Below are 19,409 nucleotides of genomic sequence, written 5' to 3' on the forward strand. Positions count from 1 at the left end.
TCGCAGGGTTCCGGTCGATCCGATGCACCGGCGCCGCACCCGCGCCCGGAGAATCCCTGCTGGCCGAAATGTGAATGGACATTGCGACTTTGTCCGAAAAGACTGATAATTAAATGATTGCCCAGAAGAATTTTCAGCCCTGACCAAGGACGCTCGATGAGACTGACATTCCGGTTCCCGTTCCGCGCCACCGTATTTTCCGCCGCCTGCGCATTGGGTTTGGCCGTCGCGCTGCCGGCGTCCGCCCAGACCCAGGTGACAGCCTTCAAACAGGCTGTCGCCGAGGCGGCCTCGGTCGATGCGGACGTGGCGGCCTTTTACCGACAGCGCGACTATAGCCCGCTCTGGACCGCCGAAGGCGAGGAGGCGCGCGCCCGGCGCGCTGCGCTGCTGGATGCCTTGTCGGGAGCGTCCGTGCATGGGCTGCCCGAAGGGCGCTACGGGATCGAGACCCTCAAGGCGCAGATGGCGGCGGTGCGCACCACCCGCGATCTGGGTCAGGTGGAAGTGGCGCTCAGCCGCGCCTTTGTCACCTATGCCAAGGATGTGCAGACCGGGCTGCTGACCCCGTCGAAGGTCGATGAGGACATCAAGCGCGATGTGCCGCTGCATGATCGCACCGGCTACCTTACCGAGTTTTCGCAGGCCAACCCGCAGAGCTATCTGCGCGCGTTGCCGCCGGTGACCGCGGAGTACCGCGCGCTGATGAAGGAAAAGCTGCGGTTCGAGCATCTGATCGCCCTGGGCGGCTGGGGCGCCACCGTTTCGGGCGGCAAGCTGGAGCCCGGCGACGAGGGGCCGGCGGTGATCGCCCTGCGGAACCGGCTGGTGACGATGGGCTATCTCGAGCGCAGCGCCACCCGCGTCTATGACAAGACGCTGGAACAGGCGGTGCGCAAATTCCAGTTCGCCCACGGGTTGCTGGCCGATGGCGTCGCCGGCGACGGAACGCTGAGCGAGATCAACACGCCGGCCGAGGAGCGGCTGAAATCCATCATCGTGGCGATGGAGCGGGAACGCTGGCTGAACCATGAACGCGGTGAGCGGCATATTCTGGTGAACCAGACCGATTTCACCGCCAAGATCATCGATCACGGCCGCGTTACGTTCCAGACCCGCTCGGTGGTGGGGATGAATGTCCATGATCGCCGCAGCCCGGAATTCTCGGACGAGATGGAGCATATGATCATCAACCCGAGCTGGCATGTGCCGCGCTCGATCGTCGTCAAGGAATACCTGCCCAAGCTGCGCAGCAACCCCGGCGCGGCCGGCCATCTGATCATCACCGATAGCCGTGGCCGCCGGGTGAACCGGGCGGATGCGGATTTCTCGCAATATACCGGGAACTCCTTTCCCTTCGACATGCGTCAGCCGCCGGGAAACGGCAATGCGCTGGGTCTGGTGAAGTTCATGTTCCCCAACCGCTATAACATCTACCTGCACGACACCCCGCAAAAGCATCTGTTCAAGCGTGAGGTGCGCGCCTTTTCCCACGGGTGCATCCGTCTGGCCGAGCCGTTCGAGTTCGCCTACGCGCTGCTGGCGGCGCAGTCCGACGATCCGCAGGGGCTGTTCCACTCGATCCTGAAGACCGGGCGCGAAACCAAGGTCGAACTGGAAAAACACGTGCCGGTGCACATCATCTACCGCACGGCCTTTGCCGACGACCGCGGCCGGGCCGAGTTTCGCCGCGACGTCTATGGCCGCGATGCCAGGATCTGGGCCGCGCTCAGCCGGGCAGGGGTGGCCTTGGGGCCGGTTCAGGGGTAACACGGGGGCCGGAGCAGATCAGTTCGCAGGACCCGCAATGACCCACACCATCGAAGAGATTGCCCGCGCCCTGGGCACCGAGGCCCTGGGCGACGTGTCTTTGACGATCCGCAGCGCCGCCGAACCCGGCAGTGCCGGCCCAGACGATCTTGCCCTGGCGATGTCGCCGAAATACGCCGAGGCGCTGAACGGCGGCAAGGCGCGCGCGGCGATGGTCTGGCCCGGGGCCGACTGGCAGGCGATGGGGCTGGCCGCGGCGATCATCGCTCCGCGTCCGCGCATGGCGATGGCCGGGCTGACCCGGATGATGGACCCCGGCCAGGGCTATGGCAGCGGCATTCACCCCTCGGCGGTCATCGATCCCGGCGCCGAGATAGGGATCGGCGTCAGTGTCGGACCGCTGGCGGTGATCTGCGCCGGTGCACAGATCGGCGCCGGATCGGTCATCGGGCCGCATTGTTATGTCGGCACCGATGTCGTGCTGGGCGAGAACGCCTTTCTGCGCGAGATGGTCAGCATCGGTGCGCGGGTGCGCATCGGCGCCCGGTTCATCGCGCAGCCGGGCGCCCGGATCGGCTCGGACGGGTTCTCCTTCGTGACGCCCGAGGTGTCGGCGGCCGAGAACGTGCGCAAGACGATGGGCGATCAGGGCGAAGCCCGGGCGCAAAGCTGGCTGCGCATCCATTCGCTGGGTGCGGTGCGTATCGGCGACGATGTCGAGATCGGCGCGAACGCCACCATCGACAGCGGCACCATCCGCGCCACCGAGATCGGCGACGGCTGCAAGCTGGATAATCTGGTGCACATGGGCCACAACGTGCGCACCGGACGCGACTGCCTGTTCGCAGGCCAGACCGGCATTTCCGGCTCGGTCGAGATCGGCAACAACGTGGTTCTGGGCGGCCAGTGCGGCGTGGTCGACAATATCTTTATCGGCGATGGCGCCATCGCGGGCGGCGGCACCAAGATCCTGTCGAATGTGCCGGCGGGCCGGGTGCTGATGGGATATCCGGCGGTCAAGATGGAAACCCAGACCGAGATCTACAAGGCGCAGCGCCGGCTTCCACGGCTCATGCGCGATGTTGCCGCCCTGAAAAAGGCTGTTTCCAAACTGGGTTCGACCGAGTAAATCAGCGCCAGTGCAGCAGATCAGAGGCGCCCATGAGCATCCGCGACAAGGTCATCGCCATCATCGCCGAACAGGCCGTTCTGGCCCCCTCGGACGTAACGGAACAGAGCACGCTTGAGGATCTGGGCATCGACAGCCTCGGGCTGGTCGAAAGCATCTTTGCCATCGAAGAGGAATTCGACATTTCGATCCCCTTCAACGCCAATGACCCCAGCGAAAGCGACTTCGATATTTCCAATGTCGGTGCGATCATCACCGGCATCGAAAAGCTCGCTGCGGAAAAGTCCTGACACAGCCGGAACGGGCCTGAACATATGAAACGCGTTGTCATCACCGGGGCCGGAACGATCAACGCCCTGGGCCATTCGGTTCCCGAAACGCTGGAGGCCATGCGCGAGGGCCGCTGCGGCATCGGTCCGCTGGAGTTTCGCGATGTCGACCGCCTGACGATCCAGATCGGCGGCCAGGTTCATGGGTTCGAGGCCGACGGGCGGTTCAACCGGCAACAGATCACCCTCTATGACAGGTTCACCCAGTTCACCCTGACCGCCGCCGAAGAGGCGATTTCGCAGGCCGGACTGGAGTTTCACGGCGACATGTCGGCGCGCTCGGGCGTGGTGCTGGGCACTGCGGGGGGCGGTGTTTCGACCTGGGACGACAACTATCGATCGGTCTATGAGGACGGCAAGAACCGGGTGCATCCCTTTGTCGTGCCCAAGCTGATGAACAACGCGGCCGCCAGCCACGTCTCGATGCAGTACAATCTCAAGGGGCCGTCCTTTACCGTCTCGACCGCCTGCGCCTCATCGAACCATGCGATGGCGCTGGCGTTTCAGTTGGTGCGCTCGGGCGCGGCGCCGGCGATGGTGACCGGCGGTTCGGAATCCATGCTGTGTTTCGGCGGGGTCAAGGCCTGGGAAGGGCTGCGGGTGATGTCCAAGGATGCCTGCCGTCCGTTCAGTGCCAACCGCAACGGCATGGTACAGGGCGAGGGCGCAGGGGTTTTCGTCTTCGAGGAATATGAACACGCCCGCAGGCGCGGCGCCGAAATCCTGTGCGAGGTGATCGGATTTGCCATGACCTCGGACGCCTCGGACATCGTCATGCCGTCGAAGCAGGGGGCGGCGCGGGCCATCGCAGGGGCGCTGACGGATGCCCGGATCAATGGCGACGAGGTCGGCTATATCAACGCCCACGGCACCGGCACCGCAGCCAACGACAAGACGGAATGCGCCGCCGTGGCCGATGTGTTCGGCCAGCACGCCGACGAGCTGATGATCTCTTCGACCAAGTCGATGCATGGCCACCTTATCGGCGGCACCGGCGCGGTCGAGCTTCTGGCCTGCATCATGGCTCTGCGCGACGGGGTGATCGCCCCCACCATCGGCTATGAGGAACCGGACCCGGAATGCGCCCTTGACGTGGTGCCGAACGTGGCGCGCGAGGCGCGGGTCGATGTGGCGCTGTCGAACGCCTTTGCCTTTGGCGGGCTCAATGCGGTGCTGGCCCTGCGCCGTGTCTGATCCGCAGCCGGTTCGCACCTGAAACGAAAAACGCCGGGCCAGTGCCCGGCGTTTTCAATGGCGCGGCCGCAGTCGTGCCGGTCAGCGGTTCTTGACCACGTCGACCTTGTCGAACCCGGCGGTAAAGCCCTTCAGCGACAGTTTGAGCGTCACCAGCTGATCGGGCGCGGGGGCAGGGACCAGCGACAGCGTCGCCTCCTTGCCGTTCTTGAAGGCGGCGATATCCTCTTGGGTCAGGCCGATCTGGGCAACGCAGCCATAGGGGTTGCAGAACGAATAGCCGTAGCGTTTGCCCGGGGCCCCGTCGACCGAGATCGAGAGTTGCGCCGGCAACAGGGTTTCCAGCGGCACGATCACGGTGGCGCCGGCCACCGCCTGTCCCTGTCCCTCGATCCGGAACAGCGAGAACTCCGCCATCGGGTTGCCCTTGCCGTCGTTCAGGATCTGCAGCAGCGAACAAGGGTCGGTTTCAGTATCGGTCTTGATGCAGGCCAGATCCCAGTCCTCGATCTTTTCCTTGGAATAACGCTCGCCGAGCTGCGGAGAGGCATCGGCGGGCGTCCCCAGATCGAGAAGCTCTTCGGCAGCGGGTTTCTGGGTGTCGGTGTCCTGCGCGACCGCGGGCACGGTCAGCGCCGCCAGGGCGATGACGGAGAAGGTGGTCAGTGTCTTGAACATGTAGGTCCCGTTTCCATGATGGCTGGCTGTGGCTGCTGTAACATGGCGCAGGACCGCTGTCAGTGGCCTTTGGCATCGGCGCGCGGAAATGTTCCGATCTGCCGCAGCAAGGAAGTGGACGAAGACGGCGGTAAAGGCGCCACAAGCGAAAGGGGGCCCGAACGGCCCCCTTTCTAAATTTTTTTTCTCCCCGTCGGACCGGCCGACTTAGTTATGACCGGACGTTACGAAAGGGGCCGCGTTCGGTCAACAGCAAAGGCGTAAACTTTGCTCCGCCGCGCCGCGCCTGCCCGTTCCCTGTGCGTTTCAACCGCATTTCACATGCGTTTGGGTAGGATTTGCCGCCCCTGGCGAAAAGGGCCGCGCCGGATCGGCGCGGCCAGTCCAACAGGGAGGGTTTTTGCCCCACGCGCCGCGTTGCCGCGCGGGGCAGAAAGCAGTATTCCAGAAAGGCGTTAACGATCTATGGCCATATGATTGAGTGCAGGGGCGGGACTTCAAGCGATGGGTGAAATGGACGGCAGGGTCTTTCTGGGCGGCGGCGGCCCGGACTATGGAGTCAAACAGGGGCTGGCGCTGAAATACGCCAACCGGCACGGGCTGATCGCAGGGGCCACCGGCACCGGCAAGACCGTGACGCTGCAGATCCTGGCCGAGGGGTTCTCGGCCGCTGGGGTGCCGGTGGTGCTGTCGGATGTCAAAGGGGATCTTTCGGGGCTGGCAAGGTCCGGAACCGAGGATTTCAAACTGCACGCGGCCTTTACCTCGCGCGCCGAAAAGATCGGGTTCGACGAATACGCCTATGGCGCCTGTCCGGTCACCTTCTGGGATATCTTCGGCGAACAGGGCCACCCGCTGCGCACCACGGTCGCCGAGATGGGGCCGCTGCTGCTGTCGCGGCTTTTGGAGCTGTCCGAGGCGCAGGAGGGAATCCTCAACATCGCGTTCCGGCTGGCCGACGAAGAGGGGCTTCCGCTGCTGGACCTCAAGGATCTGCAGGCGTTGCTGACCTGGATCGGCGAGAACCGCAGCGCGCTGTCGCTGCGCTATGGAAATGTCTCCATCGCCTCGGTCGGGGCGATCCAGCGCCGGCTGCTGGTGATCGAGAACCAGGGCGCGGCGCAGCTGTTCGGAGAACCGGCGCTGGCGCTGTCCGACCTGATGCGCACCGACGCCGGGGGGCGGGGCATGATCAACATCCTGGCCGCCGACAAGCTGATGGCGGCGCCGGGGCTTTACGCCACCTGTCTGCTCTGGTTGCTCAGCGAGCTGTTCGAGGAGCTGCCGGAGGTGGGCGATCCCGACAAGCCGAAGCTGGTCTTTTTCTTCGACGAGGCGCATCTGCTGTTCGACGACGCGCCCAAGGCGCTGGTCGACAAGGTCGAACAGGTGGCGCGGCTGATCCGGTCCAAGGGGGTGGGGGTCTATTTCGTCACCCAGCATCCCTCTGACATCCCCGAGGACATCCTCGGCCAGCTCGGCAATCGCATCCAGCATGCGCTGCGCGCCTTTACAGCCCGCGACCGCAAGAACCTGCGGTTGGCCGCCGAGACCTATCGCGAGAACCCGCGGTTCGAGACCGCCGCGGCGATCCGCGACGTCGGCGTCGGCGAGGCGATAACCTCGATGCTGGAGGCCAAGGGGGCGCCGGGAATCGTCGAACGCACGCTGATCCGCCCGCCGTCCACGCAACTGGGCCCGATCACGGACCAGGAGCGCGCCGCGGCGATGGCCGCCTCGGATCTTGCCGACAAATACGACACCCGGCTCGACCGCCGATCGGCCTATGAGATCCTCGCCCAGCGGGCGGAGACGGCCGCCGCGCAGGCCGAGCAGGCCGAAGATCGTGCCGAGGCCACCCCGGACCCGGCGGCGCGGGAATTCAACACCGCGCGCCGCTATTCCGGCAGCCGGGTCGGCCGTTCGACCGCGCATCCGGTGCGGCGGCAGAAGGACAGCTTTGGCTCGGCCCTGTCGGAGGCGGTGATCAAGGAGTTGAAGGGCAGCACCGGCCGCCGCATCGTGCGCGGCATCCTTGGCGGGCTGTTCAAGGGGCGCTGAGCGGCGTCGCGCAACCGCTTTTTCGAGCCCCGCGACCGTCTCACCGGGGCCGGTGGCTCGGTTCGTCGTGCTCGGTCAGCGCGTCCGGCTTGGGAAACCCATAGGCGATGTAATTTTCGACCCGTGCGCGCGTTTCGGCGCCCCAGATACGCTCCACCAGCCAGAGCGACATCTCGATCCCCGACATCACGCCGCCGGCGCTGACCACGTTGCCATCGCGGACCATGCGGCGGGTTTCGATCACGCTGTCCTCCGCGTCCCGGGCCAGCAGGTCGGTGAAATCGTGATGCGTGGTCACATGGCGCCCGCGGGCAAGTCCCGCCCCGGCCAGCAGGAAGGCCCCGGTGCAGACGCTGGTGACCCAGTCGCATCCGGGGGCGATCCGTTGCAGCCATGCGACAGTGCCGGGATTGCCGATCTCGCGCCGCGCGCCGCTGCCGCCGGGGATGACGACGATCCCGACATCCCCGGTGGTGTCATAGGTCAGATCGGGCAGGATCCGCAGGCCCTTTTCGCACCTGATCGGATCGGCGCGCTCGGCCACCGTGACGATCCGCCAGTCCGGCGCGTCCTCTATCGCGCTGGCCAGCACCTCCCACGGGCCGGCGAAATCCATCTCCTCCACGCCGTCAAACACCAGAACCGCGATTGTCTTCATCGCATCCCCCGTTTCGGAACGGCGGCGCGGGGCAAAGAGGCCGCGCCGCCCCCGGTTCTACCGTTCTGGGATCAACCCCTTTGGACTGAACCGCAGCACCAGCAGCAGCACGATCCCCATGGTGAACAGGCGCATATGCGCCGCACTCTCGATCAGGTGGGCGCGCAGCGCGCTGTCCTCGGCCAGCCCCGAGGTGATGACCTGCATCAGGAACAACCCGATCGGCTCGACCTGAACCCAGAGCAGCCAGATCAGAAAGCCGCCCAGAACCGCGCCCAGATTGTTGCCCGAGCCGCCGACGATAACCATAACCCAGATCAGGAAGGTGAAGCGCAGCGGCTGGTAGGTGCCCGGCGTCAGCTGGCCGTCCAGCGTGGTCATCATCGCGCCGGCGATGCCGCAGACCGCCGAGCCCAGAACGAAGACCTGCAAATGGCGACGGGTGACATCCTTGCCCATCGCCTCGGCCGCGACCTCGTTGTCGCGGATCGCGCGCATCATCCGGCCCCAGGGCGATTTCAGCGCCATCTGCGCCATCCATAGGATCACCAGCAGAACCAGCAGGAACAGCACCGAATAGCCCAGCTTGACATAGAGCGTCGAGGCGGTGACCGGGTCGATCCCCAGCCCGGCGGCGGTCTCGACAAAGCCCGGATCGTTCTGCAGGTCGATCTCATAGGGAACAGGGCGGGGCAGGCCGACCACGTTCTTGACGCCGCGCGCCAGCCAGTCCTCGTTCTTCATGACCGCGATGATGATCTCGGCGATGCCCAGCGTGGCGATCGCCAGATAATCCGAGCGCAGGCCCAGCGCGGTCTTGCCGATCAGCCAGGCGGCACCGGCGGCCAGCAGACCGCCCGCCGGCCAGGCCAGCAGCACCGGCAGGCCGAGCCCGCCGAGAAAGCCGGTGCCGGCCGGGTTGACGCTTTCCACCGCGTCGACGCCCGGATCGAACACCGCCCGGTAGAAAAAGAAACCGCCGACCAGGATCACCAGCAGGGCCAGGGTGCGGGCGCGTCCGGCAGGCATCCGCGTGTTGACCAGCGCGGCTGCCACAACCGTCGCCGCGCCCAGCAGCAGCCCCAGCAGAACCCGCGTGCCGCCGGCGGCCCAGGCCTCGCCCACCGGGTCGACCGAGATCAGCACCACGGCCAGCCCGCCGAGGGCGACAAAGCCCATGACCCCCACGTTGAAGAGGCCCGCGAACCCCCATTGCAGATTGACCCCGATCGCCATGATCGCCGAGATCAGTCCCATGTTCAGGATCAGCAGCGCGGTGTTCCAGCTTTGCATGAACCCGGTGATCACGATCAGACCGCCGACCAGACCGAACAGAACGGAGTTTTTCACCATGACGCTCATACCGATTTCCCCCGGAAGAGGCCCGTGGGCCGGAACAGCAGGACGATCAGCAGGATCACGAAGCTGACCGCGAATTTGTAATCGGTGCTCAGAAGCTGCACGAGGCCCGAGGGCTCAAGGCTTTCGGGCATGAGATAACCGAGTACCTTTTTCCAGGCATAGGTGATCGTCACCTCGGAAAAGGCAATGACGAAGCCGCCGGCGATGGCGCCGACCGGGCTGCCCAGCCCGCCGACGATGGCGGCGGCGAAGATCGGCAACAAAAGCTGGAAATAGACGAAGGGCTTGAAGCTCTTGTCGAGGCCGTAGAGCGTGCCGGCGATGGTGGCCAGCGCCGCAACGATCAGCCAGGTGTAGATCACCACCCGCTCGGGGTTGATGCCCGACAGCAGCGCCAGATCCTCGTTGTCGGAATAGGCGCGCATGGATTTGCCGGTGCGGGTCCGGTTCAGGAACCAGAACAACAGCACCACCGCGATCACCGCGACGATCACGGTCAGGCCCTGCGACGCCTTGATTGCCAACCCTTCGCGCAGCCCGGTCATCTCCTTGAAGGTGCGGGCCGAGATGATGAACCGTTCGCCATCGGCAAAACGCTGTTCATCGGGGCCGATGATGAACCGGACGATGCCGTTCAGGATGAACATCACCCCCATCGACACGATCACCAGGATCACCGGCTTGGCCTTCTGCTGGCGATAGAACCGATAGACCGCCCGGTCGGTGATCAGCACCAGCGCCATGCAGCCCAGGATGCCAAAGGGCAGCGCCAGCAGCGCCGTGGGCAGCGGGCCAAAGCTGATCCCCATCGACTGGAACAACCAGGTCACCAGAATGGTGGCCATGGTGCCGAAGGCCATGGTGTCGCCATGGGCAAAGTTGGAGAACCGCAGAATGCCATAGATCAGCGTCACCCCCAGGGCGCCCAGCGCAAGCTGGCTGCCATAGGCGATGGCCGGGATCAGCACGAAATTGGACAGCGCGACGATTGCGTTCAGGAAATCCATCAGACCTCCTCCTCGGTGCAGCTTCCGACATGGGTGACGGCGGATGGCGAGGGGAAGTCGCCCTGCACGGTCAGCAGGGCGGTCCCGTCTTCGGTGATCGTCAGCAGGGCCGCCGCATCGGCGTCCGGGTCGATGCCGGAGCTGACGAGATGGAGGCTTCCGACCCCGCCGGGCGCGATCTCCTGAAAACGGACAGGGTCCATTCCCGCAGCGCCGAACGACCAGCCGCCGCCGTCGCTGTCGAGCCGGGCAGCGAGGTCGCGGCCGGTCTCGCATGGTTTGCCGAGGATGCACTCGGACGGGAACACGCAAGCATAGGCGGTTGCGGCACCGGCCGGCATGGCCGAGGCCAGCGCCAGCGTCGCGGCCAGCCCGGCCCTGACCGGGGCGGCAAGGTGAGATGCAAGGATCATGCTCATCCCCCCAGGAACGATTTGCGCACTTCGGGATCGGCCAGAAGCTGTTTCCCGGTGCCGGTATAGGCGTTGGCGCCCTGCACCAGGACATAGCCGCGATCGGCGATCGCCAGCGCCTGGCGGGCGTTCTGTTCCACCATCAGGATCGGGATGCCGGTGCGGCTGACCTCGATGATGCGGTCGAACAGCTCGTCCATCACGATGGGGCTGACGCCGGCGGTCGGCTCGTCCAGCATCAGCACCTTGGGCTGGGTCATCAGCGCCCTGCCGACGGCGACCTGCTGGCGCTGGCCGCCGGACAACTCGCCGGCCGGCTGGCGACGCTTTTCCTTGAGGATCGGGAACAGGTCATAGACCTGCGCCATGGTATCGCGGAAATCGTCATGGCGGATAAAGGCGCCCATCTCCAGGTTCTCCTCGACCGTCATCGAGGTAAAGATGTTGCTGGTCTGCGGCACGAATCCCATGCCCTTGACCACCCGGTCCTGAGGGGAAAGATCGGTGATGTCCTCGCCGTCCAGCCGGACCGAACCCTGCCGCAGGTCGAGCATGCCGAACACCGCCTTCATCGCGGTTGACTTGCCCGCCCCGTTGGGGCCGACGATTACGGCGATCTCGCCCGGGTTCACCGCGATGGTGCAATCGTGCAGGATGTCGGGCCCCTTGCCATAGCCGCCGGTCATGCTGTCGCCGATCAGAAAGGCGCTGGCGGTGTCCATCGCATGGCCGGTGCCGGGATGCGCACCCAGCTCGCCGCGCCCGGTCGGGTTGGTGATGGTCGCGTCCTTGTTGCCGCGGTCGTCGTATTGCCCGCCGCTCATCCGCGTGCTCCGCGGTTCGGTTGCTGTGTCATTGTCATCCCCATTGGAACGGTATGTCTCGTTCTCTTGTCGGTTATGGTCGATCCGCGCGCGGCGCATCAGGCGTCGATCTTGTCCTTGTTCTTCAGGCCGGTGCCTAGATAGGCCTCGATCACATGCTCATTGGCCTTGATCTCTGCCAGGGTGCCCTCGGCCAGCACCTTGCCCTCGGCCATGCAGATCACCGGATCGCAGAGGCGGTCGATGAAATCCATGTCGTGTTCGATCACCACGAAGGTATATCCGCGTTCCTTGTTCAGCCGGATGATCGCGTCGCCGATGGTGTTGAGCAGGGTGCGGTTCACCCCGGCGCCCACCTCGTCGAGAAAGACGATCCGGGCGTCCACCATCATGGTTCGGCCCAGTTCCAGCAGCTTTTTCTGCCCGCCCGAGACCTGACCCGCCTTGTGGTCGGCCAGATGTTCGATGGTCAGAAACTCCAGCACCTCGTCGGCCTTGGCCCGCAGCGCGCGTTCCTCGTCGGCGATCCGCTTGCGGCCGAACCAGGTGTTCCACAGCGCCTCGCCCGACTGGGCGCCCGGCACCATCATCAGGTTTTCCCGGCAACTCATCGAGGAGAATTCATGCGCGATCTGGAAGGTGCGCAGCAGCCCCTTGTGAAACAGTTCGTGCGGCGGCAGGCCGGTGATATCCTCACCCGCCATGGTGACGCGGCCCGAGGTGGGCGGCAGCACGCCGGCGATGACATTGAACAGCGTGGTCTTTCCAGCCCCGTTCGGGCCGATCAGCCCGGTGATGGAGCCCTCGGTGATCTCAAGCGATGCCCCGTCCACCGCATGGAATCCGCCGAAATGCTTATGGACGTCCTCGACGACGATCATGATTCCCCCTCGCCGCATTTTTGGTGGCGGCTTTTGTCATTGGAACAGCCCGGACGCAAGGGCGTCCGGGCTGTTCTTGGTCAGATTTCCGATCGGTCGATCAACGGTACTTGACGGTGACTTCCTCACCATCCTTGTAGGTGATCTGACGGTAGTTGCCGGCGCTTTCGCCCGGGCCGATCAGCTCCACCGCCGTTGCGCCGACATAGTCGATGTCGCCGCCACCGGCCAGGATCTCGATCGCCTTGGCAAGCTCGCCCGGGAAGATCCGCTCGCCGGGCGCGTTGGCCACATCCATCACCTTGTCCTTGTAGACCTGCGGGTCGGTCGATCCCGCCGCCTGCATCGCCAGCATGATCAGCGCAGCGGCGTCATAGCTTTCCTTGGCGAAGGGGCCGGTGGGGTTGAAGGCATCGCCGGCCATCTTTTCGAAGTTCGATGCGCCCGGGCTGTCGGTGCCCGGAACCTGGCCCATGGAGCCGTCGATCTCGCCCTTGAACTTGGCGGTCAGGGTGTCGGAAACCATGCCATCGACGAAGTGGAAGGTATCGAAGGCGCCGGTGTCCAGTGCCGCGCGGACGATGCCCGAGCCGCCGCCATCGACATAACCGGCCACGACCAGACGCTCGCCGCCGGCCGATGCCAGGGCGCCAACCTCGGCCGAATAGTCGGCTTTCTGGTCTTCATGCGCTGCGCTGATGGTCACGGTGCCGCCTGCCGCCTCGAAGGCCGCCTGGAAGCTGTCGGCAAGGCCCTTGCCATAGTCGTTGTTGACGTAGGAGACGGCAACGTCCTTGACGCCCTCTTCCATCAGGATCTCGGTCATCACCACGCCCTGGCGCGCATCCGACGGTGCGGTGCGGAAGAACAGGCCATTGTCCTCGTTGTTCTGGTGGCTCAGCGCCGGCGAGGTGGCCGAGGGCGAGATCATCACCACGCCGTTCGGCACCGCGACGTTCGACAGGATCGCACCGGTCACGCCCGAGCAGTCGGCGCCCATGATGCCCTTGACCCCGTCCGAGGTCACCAGCCGTTCGGCCGCGGCCGAGGCGGCGGCAGCGTCGATGCAGGTCGAGTCGGCGCGCACCGGCGTCACCATCATGCCGTCCAGCAGCGTGCCGGCGTCGTTCACCTCGGTCATCGCCAGCTCGGCGCCCGCCGCCATGTCCGGCGTGATCGATTCGAGCGGGCCGGTGAAGCCCAGGATGATGCCGATCTTGACTTCCTTGCCGTGGCTGGCGGCAAAGGCGCTCCCGGCCATCAGAGCGGTGGCGGCAGTCGCCATAAGCAGCTTTTTCATGTTCATACTCCCAAGTTGGAACAATGATGTTCGGCGCAGAGCCTAGCAAGCTGCGCCAAAAAGAAAAGTGCTAACGTTACAAGAGCGTAACCTGACATATTGGAGCCGCGCACAGTTTATTCGCCCCGCCCGGGGCGCCGGATCGGGGTAGTGATCCCAGCGCCGGAAACAACCCGCAGCCGACAAGGAGACCATGAATGCGTATCCTGGGATTGATCCTGTTCTGCCTGATGCTGCCCGGCGCGGCACGGGCCGATACGATGGCCACCTCTGCCGGACCGGTTCGGGTGGACGAGATTCTGACCGGACTCCACACCCCCTGGGCGATCGCCTTTCTGCCCGATGGCAGCTACCTGGTGACCGAGCGCGCGGGCGCGCTGCTGCATGTCAGGGACGGGCGGGCACGGCGCGTGACGGGGGTGCCGCAGGTCGCGGCCATCGGGCAGGGCGGGCTGCTGGACGTGATGGTGCCGCGCGACTTCGCCACCAGCCGCGAGGTGTTCCTGACCTATTCCCGCGCTCGGCCCGGCGGTGCGGGAACCGCGCTGGCAGTGGGCCGGCTGAGCAAGGACGGCGCGGCGCTGAGCAATGTCCGGATCCTTTTCGAGGCGGCGCCAGGCGCCCGGGGCGGGCGGCATTTCGGATCGCGTGTGATCGAGGCGGCCGACGGCAGGCTTTTCGTCACGCTGGGCGAGCGCGGCGACCGCCCCTCGGCGCAGGACCGGAGCACGCATAACGGCAGTATCGTCCGAATCAACCGGGACGGGTCGGTTCCACAGGACAATCCCTTTGCCGGCGAGGCGGGGGCGCGGCCCGAGATCTGGTCCTATGGCCATCGCAACCCGCAGGGCGCGGCGCTGGACCGGACCGGCGCGCTCTGGGCGGTGGAACATGGCGCGCAGGGGGGCGACGAGGTGAACCGCATCCGCCGGGGTGTCAATTACGGCTGGCCGGTGATCGCCTATGGCCGCCATTACTCCGGCGCAAGGATCGGCGAGGGCACCGCGAAACCGGGCATGGCGCAGCCGGATTTCTACTGGGATCCCTCGATCGCACCCTCGGGACTGATGATCTACAGCGGCAGGCTCTGGCCGGACTGGGCCGGGCAGTTCTTTGTCGGCTCGCTAAAATTCGACATGATCAGCAGGCTGGCGGGCGATCCGCTGCGCGAGGAGGAGCGGATTGCCGGCGCGGCGACGGCGCGGGTGCGCGATGTGGCCGAGGCGCCGGACGGGTCGATCTGGGTGGTCTCCGAGGGGCGGGGGGCGGTCTATCGCCTGACCCCGATGCGCTGACCGGCTGTCAGGGTCGGGGATTTTCCGGGCGCTTTTGTACAGTTCCGCCGGGCCGGTCAGATCGACAGCCGCGCCGCCTGCGCGCCGCGTTCGCGGTAAGGGGTGGTGTTGTAATGCGCCCGGTAGCATTTCGAGAAATGCGACGGCGAGGCAAAGCCGCAGGCCAGCGCCACGTTGATCACGCTCATGTCGGTCTGCATCAGCAGGTTGCGGGCCTTTTGCAGCCGCAGTTCCATGTAATAGCGTTTGGGCGAACGGTTCAGGTAGCGGCGGAACAGCCGTTCGAGCTGGCGGGTCGACATGCCCACGTCGCGGGCCAAGATCGCCGGGCTGATCGGCTCTTCGATATTGGCCTCCATCATCTGGATGACCTGGCTCAGCTTGGGATGACGCACACCGATCCGGGTCGGCACGCTGAGCCGCTGGGTGTCCTGATCCGTGCGGATCGAGGAATAGATCAGCTGGTCCGCCACCGCGCTGGCCAGATCCTCGCCGTGGTCGTTGGCGATCAGTTTCAGCATCAGGTCGATCGACGAGGTGCCCCCGGCCGTGGTGATCCGGTTGCCGTCGATCACAAAGACCGATTTGGTCAGATGGACCTCGTCGAACTCCTCGGCGAAGCTGTCGGCGTTTTCCCAGTGGATCGTCGCTTTCTTGCCGTCGAGCAGACCGGCCCTGGCCAGCGTATATCCGGCGGTGCACAGCCCGCCGATCGCCAGCCCCTTGCGGGCCTCGCGCCGCAGCCAGGACAACATTTTCTTAGTGGTGGCGCTCTGCACTTCGATGCCGCCGCAGACCAGCACGGTGTCGTCGCGCTGCAACTCCTCGAGATCTCCATCGAGCTTGAACGTGACGCCGGCCGAACAGGTCATCTCATCGCCGCCTTCCCCGATCAGGCGCCAGGAATAGAACTCCCTTCCGGCCATCCGGTTTGCGATCCGCAGGCTTTCCAGCGCGGCGGCAAAGCACAAAAGGGTGAAGTTATCCAACAGCACAAAGACAAAGCGGCGGGGGCGACCCGGCGGCTGATCGTTCACGACGCTGTCACGCTGCTCATACATCGGAGGAGTTCCCGAACCAGTTCCACGCCGAATCCGGTGCGGATCCGGACGTGGTCGACAGCTTGCTCAGAGGTTATTTGCGGCGTCAAGTGCCGCAAAAGGGATATGGCCTCTGACCATCGGCTTTTGTATACAGGCCCCCTGATAAGTTGAGCGGAGCCAAAGCAATGACTGAGTGGAGCAAATCGGACTGGCGCGGCAAGCCGCGTGTGCAGATGCCCGATTATACCGATGCCGCCGCGCTGACGGCGGTCGAGGCCCAGCTTGCGAAATATCCGCCGCTGGTTTTCGCCGGCGAGGCGCGCCGCCTGAAACAGGCCTTGGGGGCCGCGTCGCGCGGCGAGGCGTTCCTGTTGCAGGGGGGCGATTGCGCCGAGAGCTTTGAACAGTTCAGCGCCGACAGCATCCGCGACACCTTCAAGGTGATGCTGCAGATGGCGATGGTGCTGACCTATGGCGCCAAGGTGCCGGTGATCAAGGTGGGCCGTATGGCCGGCCAGTTCGCCAAGCCGCGCAGCGCGCCGACCGAGGTGGTCAATGGGGTCGAGTTGCCCAGCTATCGCGGCGACATCATCAACGATCTGGACTTCTCGCCCGAGGCGCGGACCCCCGATCCGGCCCGCATGTTGCAGGCCTATACCCAGGCCGCCGCGACGCTGAACCTGCTGCGCGCCTTTTCCACCGGCGGTTATGCCGACGTGAACCAGGTGCACAGCTGGACCCTGAGTTTCGCCGAGGGGGAAAAGGCCGAACGCTACCGCGAGATGGCGAGCCGAATCACCGATACGCTGGATTTCATGAAGGCCGCCGGGGTGAAGAACGACACCGCGCATACGTTGCAGACGGTGGATTTCTACACCAGCCACGAGGCGCTGCTGCTGGAATACGAAGAGGCGCTGACGCGGCTCGATTCGACTTCGGGCAAGTGGTTGGCGGGGTCCGGCCATCTGATCTGGATCGGTGACCGCACCCGCCAGCCGGACGGCGCCCATGTCGAATACTGCCGCGGTGTGCTGAACCCGATCGGGCTGAAGTGCGGGCCGTCGATGACCGTCGATGACCTCAAGCTGCTGATGGCGAAGCTGAACCCGGAGAACGAGGCCGGGCGGCTGACGCTGATCGCGCGCTTTGGTGCGGGCAGCGTCGGCGAGCATCTGCCGCGGCTGATCAATGCGGTGCGCGAGGAGGGGGCCAATGTGGTCTGGGTCTGTGACCCGATGCATGGCAACACCATCAAATCCTCGACCGGTTTCAAGACCAGGCCCTTCGAGTCGGTGCTGCGCGAGGTGCGCGAGTTCTTTGCGGTGCATGCGGCCGAAGGCACGGTTCCGGGCGGGGTGCATTTTGAGATGACCGGCCAGGACGTGACCGAGTGTACGGGCGGCGTGCGCGCGGTGAGCGAGGCCAACCTGTCAGACCGCTATCACACCGCCTGCGATCCGCGACTGAACGCCAGCCAGTCGCTGGAACTGGCGTTTCTCGTGGCCGAAGAACTGAGCGCGCTGCGCGAGACGCGACTGGATCGCGCCGCCGGCTAAACGGCGCGACGCCCGACATGGATAGCCTGCGCCGCAAGGGGCGCGGGTTTTCCCGGCCGATTGACGGCTATCAGCGGTCTATGTCACCAGCCGCAGATGCGGCGGACGGCCGCCGATCTCTGACCGGACTTCGGCAAACTCCTCAACCGGGCAGGGCGCCGGGAGAGGGAGCGGCGCCCCGGGCGTCGCGCCCGATGTCACCGGGCGCAGCAGGCGGTTGGCGATGTCGAACCGGATCGGCGGGGTGCGCGGGATCCCGTCCGCCACCAGCACGCCGAGCGCACGGGCGATCTCACCATGTTCCGTTGCCAGCGGCAGCAGCAGCATGCGCCCCTCGATCTCGGGGCTTCCGGCACCGGCGGGGGCGTTCAGCCGCAGCTCGGCCACGGCCGGCGCGGCAAAGACCCGTTGCAGGATGGCGCCTGCCTGGGCCCGCGCCCCCTCGGTGAAGAGCGCGGTGAAGAGCGTACCGCGCAGCTCCATCCCGGCCAGGTCGGTCAGATGATCGCCGGCCAAGCGGAACCGGGCGGCGCGGCGCGCGACCCGTTCCAGGATGAAGCTGTAGGTCAGGATATTGTCCAGCGCGCGCGGATCGACCTGGCTGCGGCGAGGCACGCCGCCGGCGCCGCAAAGCGCCAGCCAATAGGCCTCGGCCTGGCGCAGGGGCGACAGGCTACGGCCGCTGCGGAACCGGTCGAGGACCACGATCTTGTCGCCATTCCTGCCGGGCTGACCCTGACTTGTCTGCCGCATCATGCTGTCCTCGTTCTCCACACAGCCCGGGCTTTGGACGCCTGAGGGCGGCGATCGTGTCCGGCCGATCCCGTTCCGGCGTGGTTACCCTGCCATTAACTTGCCACAATTCCGTACAATTTTGGAGCGTTTCCTTAAGGTCTGGTTAATTATGTTGGAGCGCCGCAGTCGCCGCCGGGGGCTTGCCCTGCGGTGGCCATTGGCTTTACCTGCGCTCCGAGAGGCCGGACCATGCGAAACGGAGCACCCAGACCATGATCAGATCGATGACCGGATTTGCCTCGGCCAAGGGCGAACGCGGGGCGTTTTCCTGGGGCTGGGAGCTGCGCAGCGTCAACGCCAAGGGGCTGGATCTGCGCCTGCGGGTGCCGGACTGGCTGGAGGGGCTGGAGGCGGCGCTGCGCACCGATCTGGCCAGGTCGGTTGCGCGGGGCAATGTCACCCTGTCGCTGCGGCTGACCCGCAATGACACCGCCGCCGGCGCGGCCCTGAACACCGAGGTACTGGCCGCCGCGCTGGATGCGCTGGCGCGGATCGAGGCCGAGGCGATGGCGCGCGGGGTGGCGCTGGCGCCGCCCAGGGCCAGCGATCTGCTGGGGCTGCGCGGCATGATGGAGGCGGCGCCGGACGAGGTCGACAACGCCGCGCTTGTCGCCCGGCTGCGCGCCGAGCTTGGTCCGCTGATCGCCGCCTTTCTGGACATGCGTCAGGCCGAGGGCAGGGCCCTGGAACAGGTGCTGCGCGACCAGCTGGGCCAGGTGACCGGGCTGGTGGAGACCGCGGCCCGGCTGGCCGAGGCGCGCAAGCCGGCTGTCGCCGAGGCGCTGCGCGGAAACCTGGCGCGGGTGCTGGGCAATGCCGAGGGCGCCGATCCCGACCGGGTGGCGCAGGAGCTGGCAATGATCGCGGTGAAGGCGGACGTGACCGAAGAGCTGGACCGGTTGCGCGCCCATGTGGGGGCGGCGGGGGATCTGCTGGATGCCGGCGGCGCGGTGGGACGCAAGCTGGATTTCCTGATGCAGGAATTCAACCGCGAGGCCAACACGCTGTGTTCCAAATCGCAGAATGCCGAGCTGACCAAGGTGGGGCTGGAGCTGAAGGCAGTGATCGACCAGATGCGCGAGCAGGTGCAGAACGTCGAATGATCCGGAAAAGG

General features: G+C 65.8%; 18 protein-coding genes. 8 read left to right on the forward strand and 10 right to left on the reverse strand.

Annotated features, from left to right (window positions below; genetic code table 11):
* Nucleotides 1-156: 156 nt before the first annotated feature.
* The 4 genes from E1832_RS14435 to E1832_RS14450 are packed head-to-tail and all read left to right on the forward strand — an operon-like array spanning nt 157 to nt 4,422.
* The gene (locus E1832_RS14435; protein WP_133360471.1) at nt 157-1,770 is read left to right on the forward strand and encodes a L,D-transpeptidase family protein; all 1,614 of its coding nucleotides are present in this window, start codon (nt 157-159) and stop codon (nt 1,768-1,770) included.
* Nucleotides 1,771-1,807: 37 nt separating this feature from the next.
* The gene (gene lpxD / locus E1832_RS14440) at nt 1,808-2,899 is read left to right on the forward strand and encodes a UDP-3-O-(3-hydroxymyristoyl)glucosamine N-acyltransferase (RefSeq protein ID WP_133360472.1); all 1,092 of its coding nucleotides are present in this window, start codon (nt 1,808-1,810) and stop codon (nt 2,897-2,899) included.
* A 32-nt stretch (nt 2,900-2,931) separates the two neighbouring features.
* The gene (locus E1832_RS14445) at nt 2,932-3,189 is read left to right on the forward strand and encodes an acyl carrier protein (RefSeq protein ID WP_133360473.1); all 258 of its coding nucleotides are present in this window, start codon (nt 2,932-2,934) and stop codon (nt 3,187-3,189) included.
* Nucleotides 3,190-3,213: 24 nt separating this feature from the next.
* The gene (locus E1832_RS14450; protein WP_133360474.1) at nt 3,214-4,422 is read left to right on the forward strand and encodes a beta-ketoacyl-[acyl-carrier-protein] synthase family protein; all 1,209 of its coding nucleotides are present in this window, start codon (nt 3,214-3,216) and stop codon (nt 4,420-4,422) included.
* Between the two features lie 81 nt (nt 4,423-4,503).
* Here the strand turns inward: E1832_RS14450 and E1832_RS14455 are convergent, their stop codons facing one another.
* Nucleotides 4,504-5,100 carry an invasion associated locus B family protein gene (locus tag E1832_RS14455; protein WP_133360475.1) on the reverse strand — a complete coding sequence of 199 codons (597 nt, stop codon included), beginning with the start codon at nt 5,098-5,100 and terminating at the stop codon, nt 4,504-4,506.
* A gap of 513 nt (nt 5,101-5,613) precedes the next feature.
* Here E1832_RS14455 and E1832_RS14460 point away from each other — a divergent pair.
* Nucleotides 5,614-7,161, forward strand: a complete 1,548-nt coding sequence (locus E1832_RS14460) for a helicase HerA-like domain-containing protein (RefSeq protein ID WP_133360543.1) — start codon at nt 5,614-5,616, stop codon at nt 7,159-7,161.
* A gap of 40 nt (nt 7,162-7,201) precedes the next feature.
* On the opposite strand, the gene E1832_RS14465 is transcribed toward E1832_RS14460, so the two are convergent.
* From E1832_RS14465 to E1832_RS14495, 7 genes are all read right to left on the reverse strand, one after another.
* A complete protein-coding gene (locus E1832_RS14465) occupies nt 7,202-7,819 on the reverse strand; it encodes a DJ-1/PfpI family protein (RefSeq protein WP_133360476.1) in 618 nt (205 codons plus the stop codon).
* A gap of 57 nt (nt 7,820-7,876) precedes the next feature.
* Nucleotides 7,877-9,181, reverse strand: a complete 1,305-nt coding sequence (locus E1832_RS14470; RefSeq protein WP_133360477.1) for a branched-chain amino acid ABC transporter permease — start codon at nt 9,179-9,181, stop codon at nt 7,877-7,879.
* Entirely contained in the window at nt 9,178-10,188 is a 1,011-nt protein-coding gene (locus E1832_RS14475) for a branched-chain amino acid ABC transporter permease (RefSeq protein ID WP_133360478.1), read from the reverse strand. Before E1832_RS14475 ends, E1832_RS14470 begins: the two co-directional genes overlap by 4 nt.
* Entirely contained in the window at nt 10,188-10,601 is a 414-nt protein-coding gene (locus E1832_RS14480) for a hypothetical protein (protein WP_133360479.1), read from the reverse strand. The genes E1832_RS14475 and E1832_RS14480 overlap by 1 nt, the downstream gene beginning before the upstream one ends.
* Before the next feature lie 2 nt (nt 10,602-10,603).
* Entirely contained in the window at nt 10,604-11,425 is an 822-nt protein-coding gene (locus E1832_RS14485) for an ABC transporter ATP-binding protein (RefSeq protein WP_133360480.1), read from the reverse strand.
* Nucleotides 11,426-11,523: 98 nt separating this feature from the next.
* The gene (locus tag E1832_RS14490) at nt 11,524-12,306 is read right to left on the reverse strand and encodes an ABC transporter ATP-binding protein (RefSeq protein ID WP_133360481.1); all 783 of its coding nucleotides are present in this window, start codon (nt 12,304-12,306) and stop codon (nt 11,524-11,526) included.
* A gap of 100 nt (nt 12,307-12,406) precedes the next feature.
* On the reverse strand, nt 12,407-13,606 hold the full coding sequence (locus E1832_RS14495) for an ABC transporter substrate-binding protein (RefSeq protein WP_133360482.1): 1,200 nt from the start codon (nt 13,604-13,606) through the stop codon (nt 12,407-12,409).
* Nucleotides 13,607-13,803: 197 nt separating this feature from the next.
* On the opposite strand from E1832_RS14495, the gene E1832_RS14500 reads away from it, so the two are divergent.
* Nucleotides 13,804-14,901 (forward strand): PQQ-dependent sugar dehydrogenase, encoded by a 1,098-nt coding sequence (locus tag E1832_RS14500; protein ID WP_133360483.1) that lies wholly within the window; start codon nt 13,804-13,806, stop codon nt 14,899-14,901.
* Nucleotides 14,902-14,957: 56 nt separating this feature from the next.
* Here the strand turns inward: E1832_RS14500 and E1832_RS14505 are convergent, their stop codons facing one another.
* Complete coding sequence (locus E1832_RS14505; protein WP_133360484.1) at nt 14,958-15,962, reverse strand: GlxA family transcriptional regulator; 1,005 nt, start codon at nt 15,960-15,962, stop codon at nt 14,958-14,960.
* Nucleotides 15,963-16,129: 167 nt separating this feature from the next.
* Between E1832_RS14505 and E1832_RS14510 the strand changes: the two genes are divergently transcribed.
* Nucleotides 16,130-17,500 carry a class II 3-deoxy-7-phosphoheptulonate synthase gene (locus tag E1832_RS14510; protein ID WP_133360485.1) on the forward strand — a complete coding sequence of 457 codons (1,371 nt, stop codon included), beginning with the start codon at nt 16,130-16,132 and terminating at the stop codon, nt 17,498-17,500.
* 78 nt (nt 17,501-17,578) lie between these two features.
* Here E1832_RS14510 and E1832_RS14515 read toward each other — a convergent pair whose 3' ends face one another.
* Nucleotides 17,579-18,253 (reverse strand): PAS domain-containing protein, encoded by a 675-nt coding sequence (locus E1832_RS14515; RefSeq protein ID WP_165978903.1) that lies wholly within the window; start codon nt 18,251-18,253, stop codon nt 17,579-17,581.
* 266 nt (nt 18,254-18,519) lie between these two features.
* Between E1832_RS14515 and E1832_RS14520 the strand changes: the two genes are divergently transcribed.
* The gene (locus E1832_RS14520; protein ID WP_245513999.1) at nt 18,520-19,398 is read left to right on the forward strand and encodes a YicC/YloC family endoribonuclease; all 879 of its coding nucleotides are present in this window, start codon (nt 18,520-18,522) and stop codon (nt 19,396-19,398) included.
* Nucleotides 19,399-19,409 lie beyond the last annotated feature (11 nt).

This window comes from Antarcticimicrobium luteum, from assembly GCF_004358185.1.
Lineage (GTDB): Bacteria > Pseudomonadota > Alphaproteobacteria > Rhodobacterales > Rhodobacteraceae > Antarcticimicrobium > Antarcticimicrobium luteum.

What these genes read in the sequence shown, in the direction of transcription:
- E1832_RS14470 (WP_133360477.1), bottom strand. Translation starts at nt 9,181, where the DNA reads ATGAGCGTCATGGTGAAAAACTCCGTTCTGTTCGGTCTGGTCGGCGGT.
- E1832_RS14465 (WP_133360476.1), bottom strand. Translation starts at nt 7,819, where the DNA reads ATGAAGACAATCGCGGTTCTGGTGTTTGACGGCGTGGAGGAGATGGAT.
- E1832_RS14435 (WP_133360471.1), top strand. Translation starts at nt 157, where the DNA reads ATGAGACTGACATTCCGGTTCCCGTTCCGCGCCACCGTATTTTCCGCC.
- E1832_RS14515 (WP_165978903.1), bottom strand. Translation starts at nt 18,253, where the DNA reads ATGCGGCAGACAAGTCAGGGTCAGCCCGGCAGGAATGGCGACAAGATC.
- E1832_RS14500 (WP_133360483.1), top strand. Translation starts at nt 13,804, where the DNA reads ATGCGTATCCTGGGATTGATCCTGTTCTGCCTGATGCTGCCCGGCGCG.
- E1832_RS14510 (WP_133360485.1), top strand. Translation starts at nt 16,130, where the DNA reads ATGACTGAGTGGAGCAAATCGGACTGGCGCGGCAAGCCGCGTGTGCAG.
- E1832_RS14455 (WP_133360475.1), bottom strand. Translation starts at nt 5,100, where the DNA reads ATGTTCAAGACACTGACCACCTTCTCCGTCATCGCCCTGGCGGCGCTG.
- E1832_RS14450 (WP_133360474.1), top strand. Translation starts at nt 3,214, where the DNA reads ATGAAACGCGTTGTCATCACCGGGGCCGGAACGATCAACGCCCTGGGC.
- E1832_RS14495 (WP_133360482.1), bottom strand. Translation starts at nt 13,606, where the DNA reads ATGAAAAAGCTGCTTATGGCGACTGCCGCCACCGCTCTGATGGCCGGG.
- E1832_RS14480 (WP_133360479.1), bottom strand. Translation starts at nt 10,601, where the DNA reads ATGATCCTTGCATCTCACCTTGCCGCCCCGGTCAGGGCCGGGCTGGCC.
- E1832_RS14490 (WP_133360481.1), bottom strand. Translation starts at nt 12,306, where the DNA reads ATGATCGTCGTCGAGGACGTCCATAAGCATTTCGGCGGATTCCATGCG.
- E1832_RS14520 (WP_245513999.1), top strand. Translation starts at nt 18,520, where the DNA reads ATGACCGGATTTGCCTCGGCCAAGGGCGAACGCGGGGCGTTTTCCTGG.
- E1832_RS14475 (WP_133360478.1), bottom strand. Translation starts at nt 10,188, where the DNA reads ATGGATTTCCTGAACGCAATCGTCGCGCTGTCCAATTTCGTGCTGATC.
- E1832_RS14460 (WP_133360543.1), top strand. Translation starts at nt 5,614, where the DNA reads ATGGACGGCAGGGTCTTTCTGGGCGGCGGCGGCCCGGACTATGGAGTC.
- lpxD (WP_133360472.1), top strand. Translation starts at nt 1,808, where the DNA reads ATGACCCACACCATCGAAGAGATTGCCCGCGCCCTGGGCACCGAGGCC.
- E1832_RS14485 (WP_133360480.1), bottom strand. Translation starts at nt 11,425, where the DNA reads ATGAGCGGCGGGCAATACGACGACCGCGGCAACAAGGACGCGACCATC.
- E1832_RS14505 (WP_133360484.1), bottom strand. Translation starts at nt 15,962, where the DNA reads ATGTATGAGCAGCGTGACAGCGTCGTGAACGATCAGCCGCCGGGTCGC.
- E1832_RS14445 (WP_133360473.1), top strand. Translation starts at nt 2,932, where the DNA reads ATGAGCATCCGCGACAAGGTCATCGCCATCATCGCCGAACAGGCCGTT.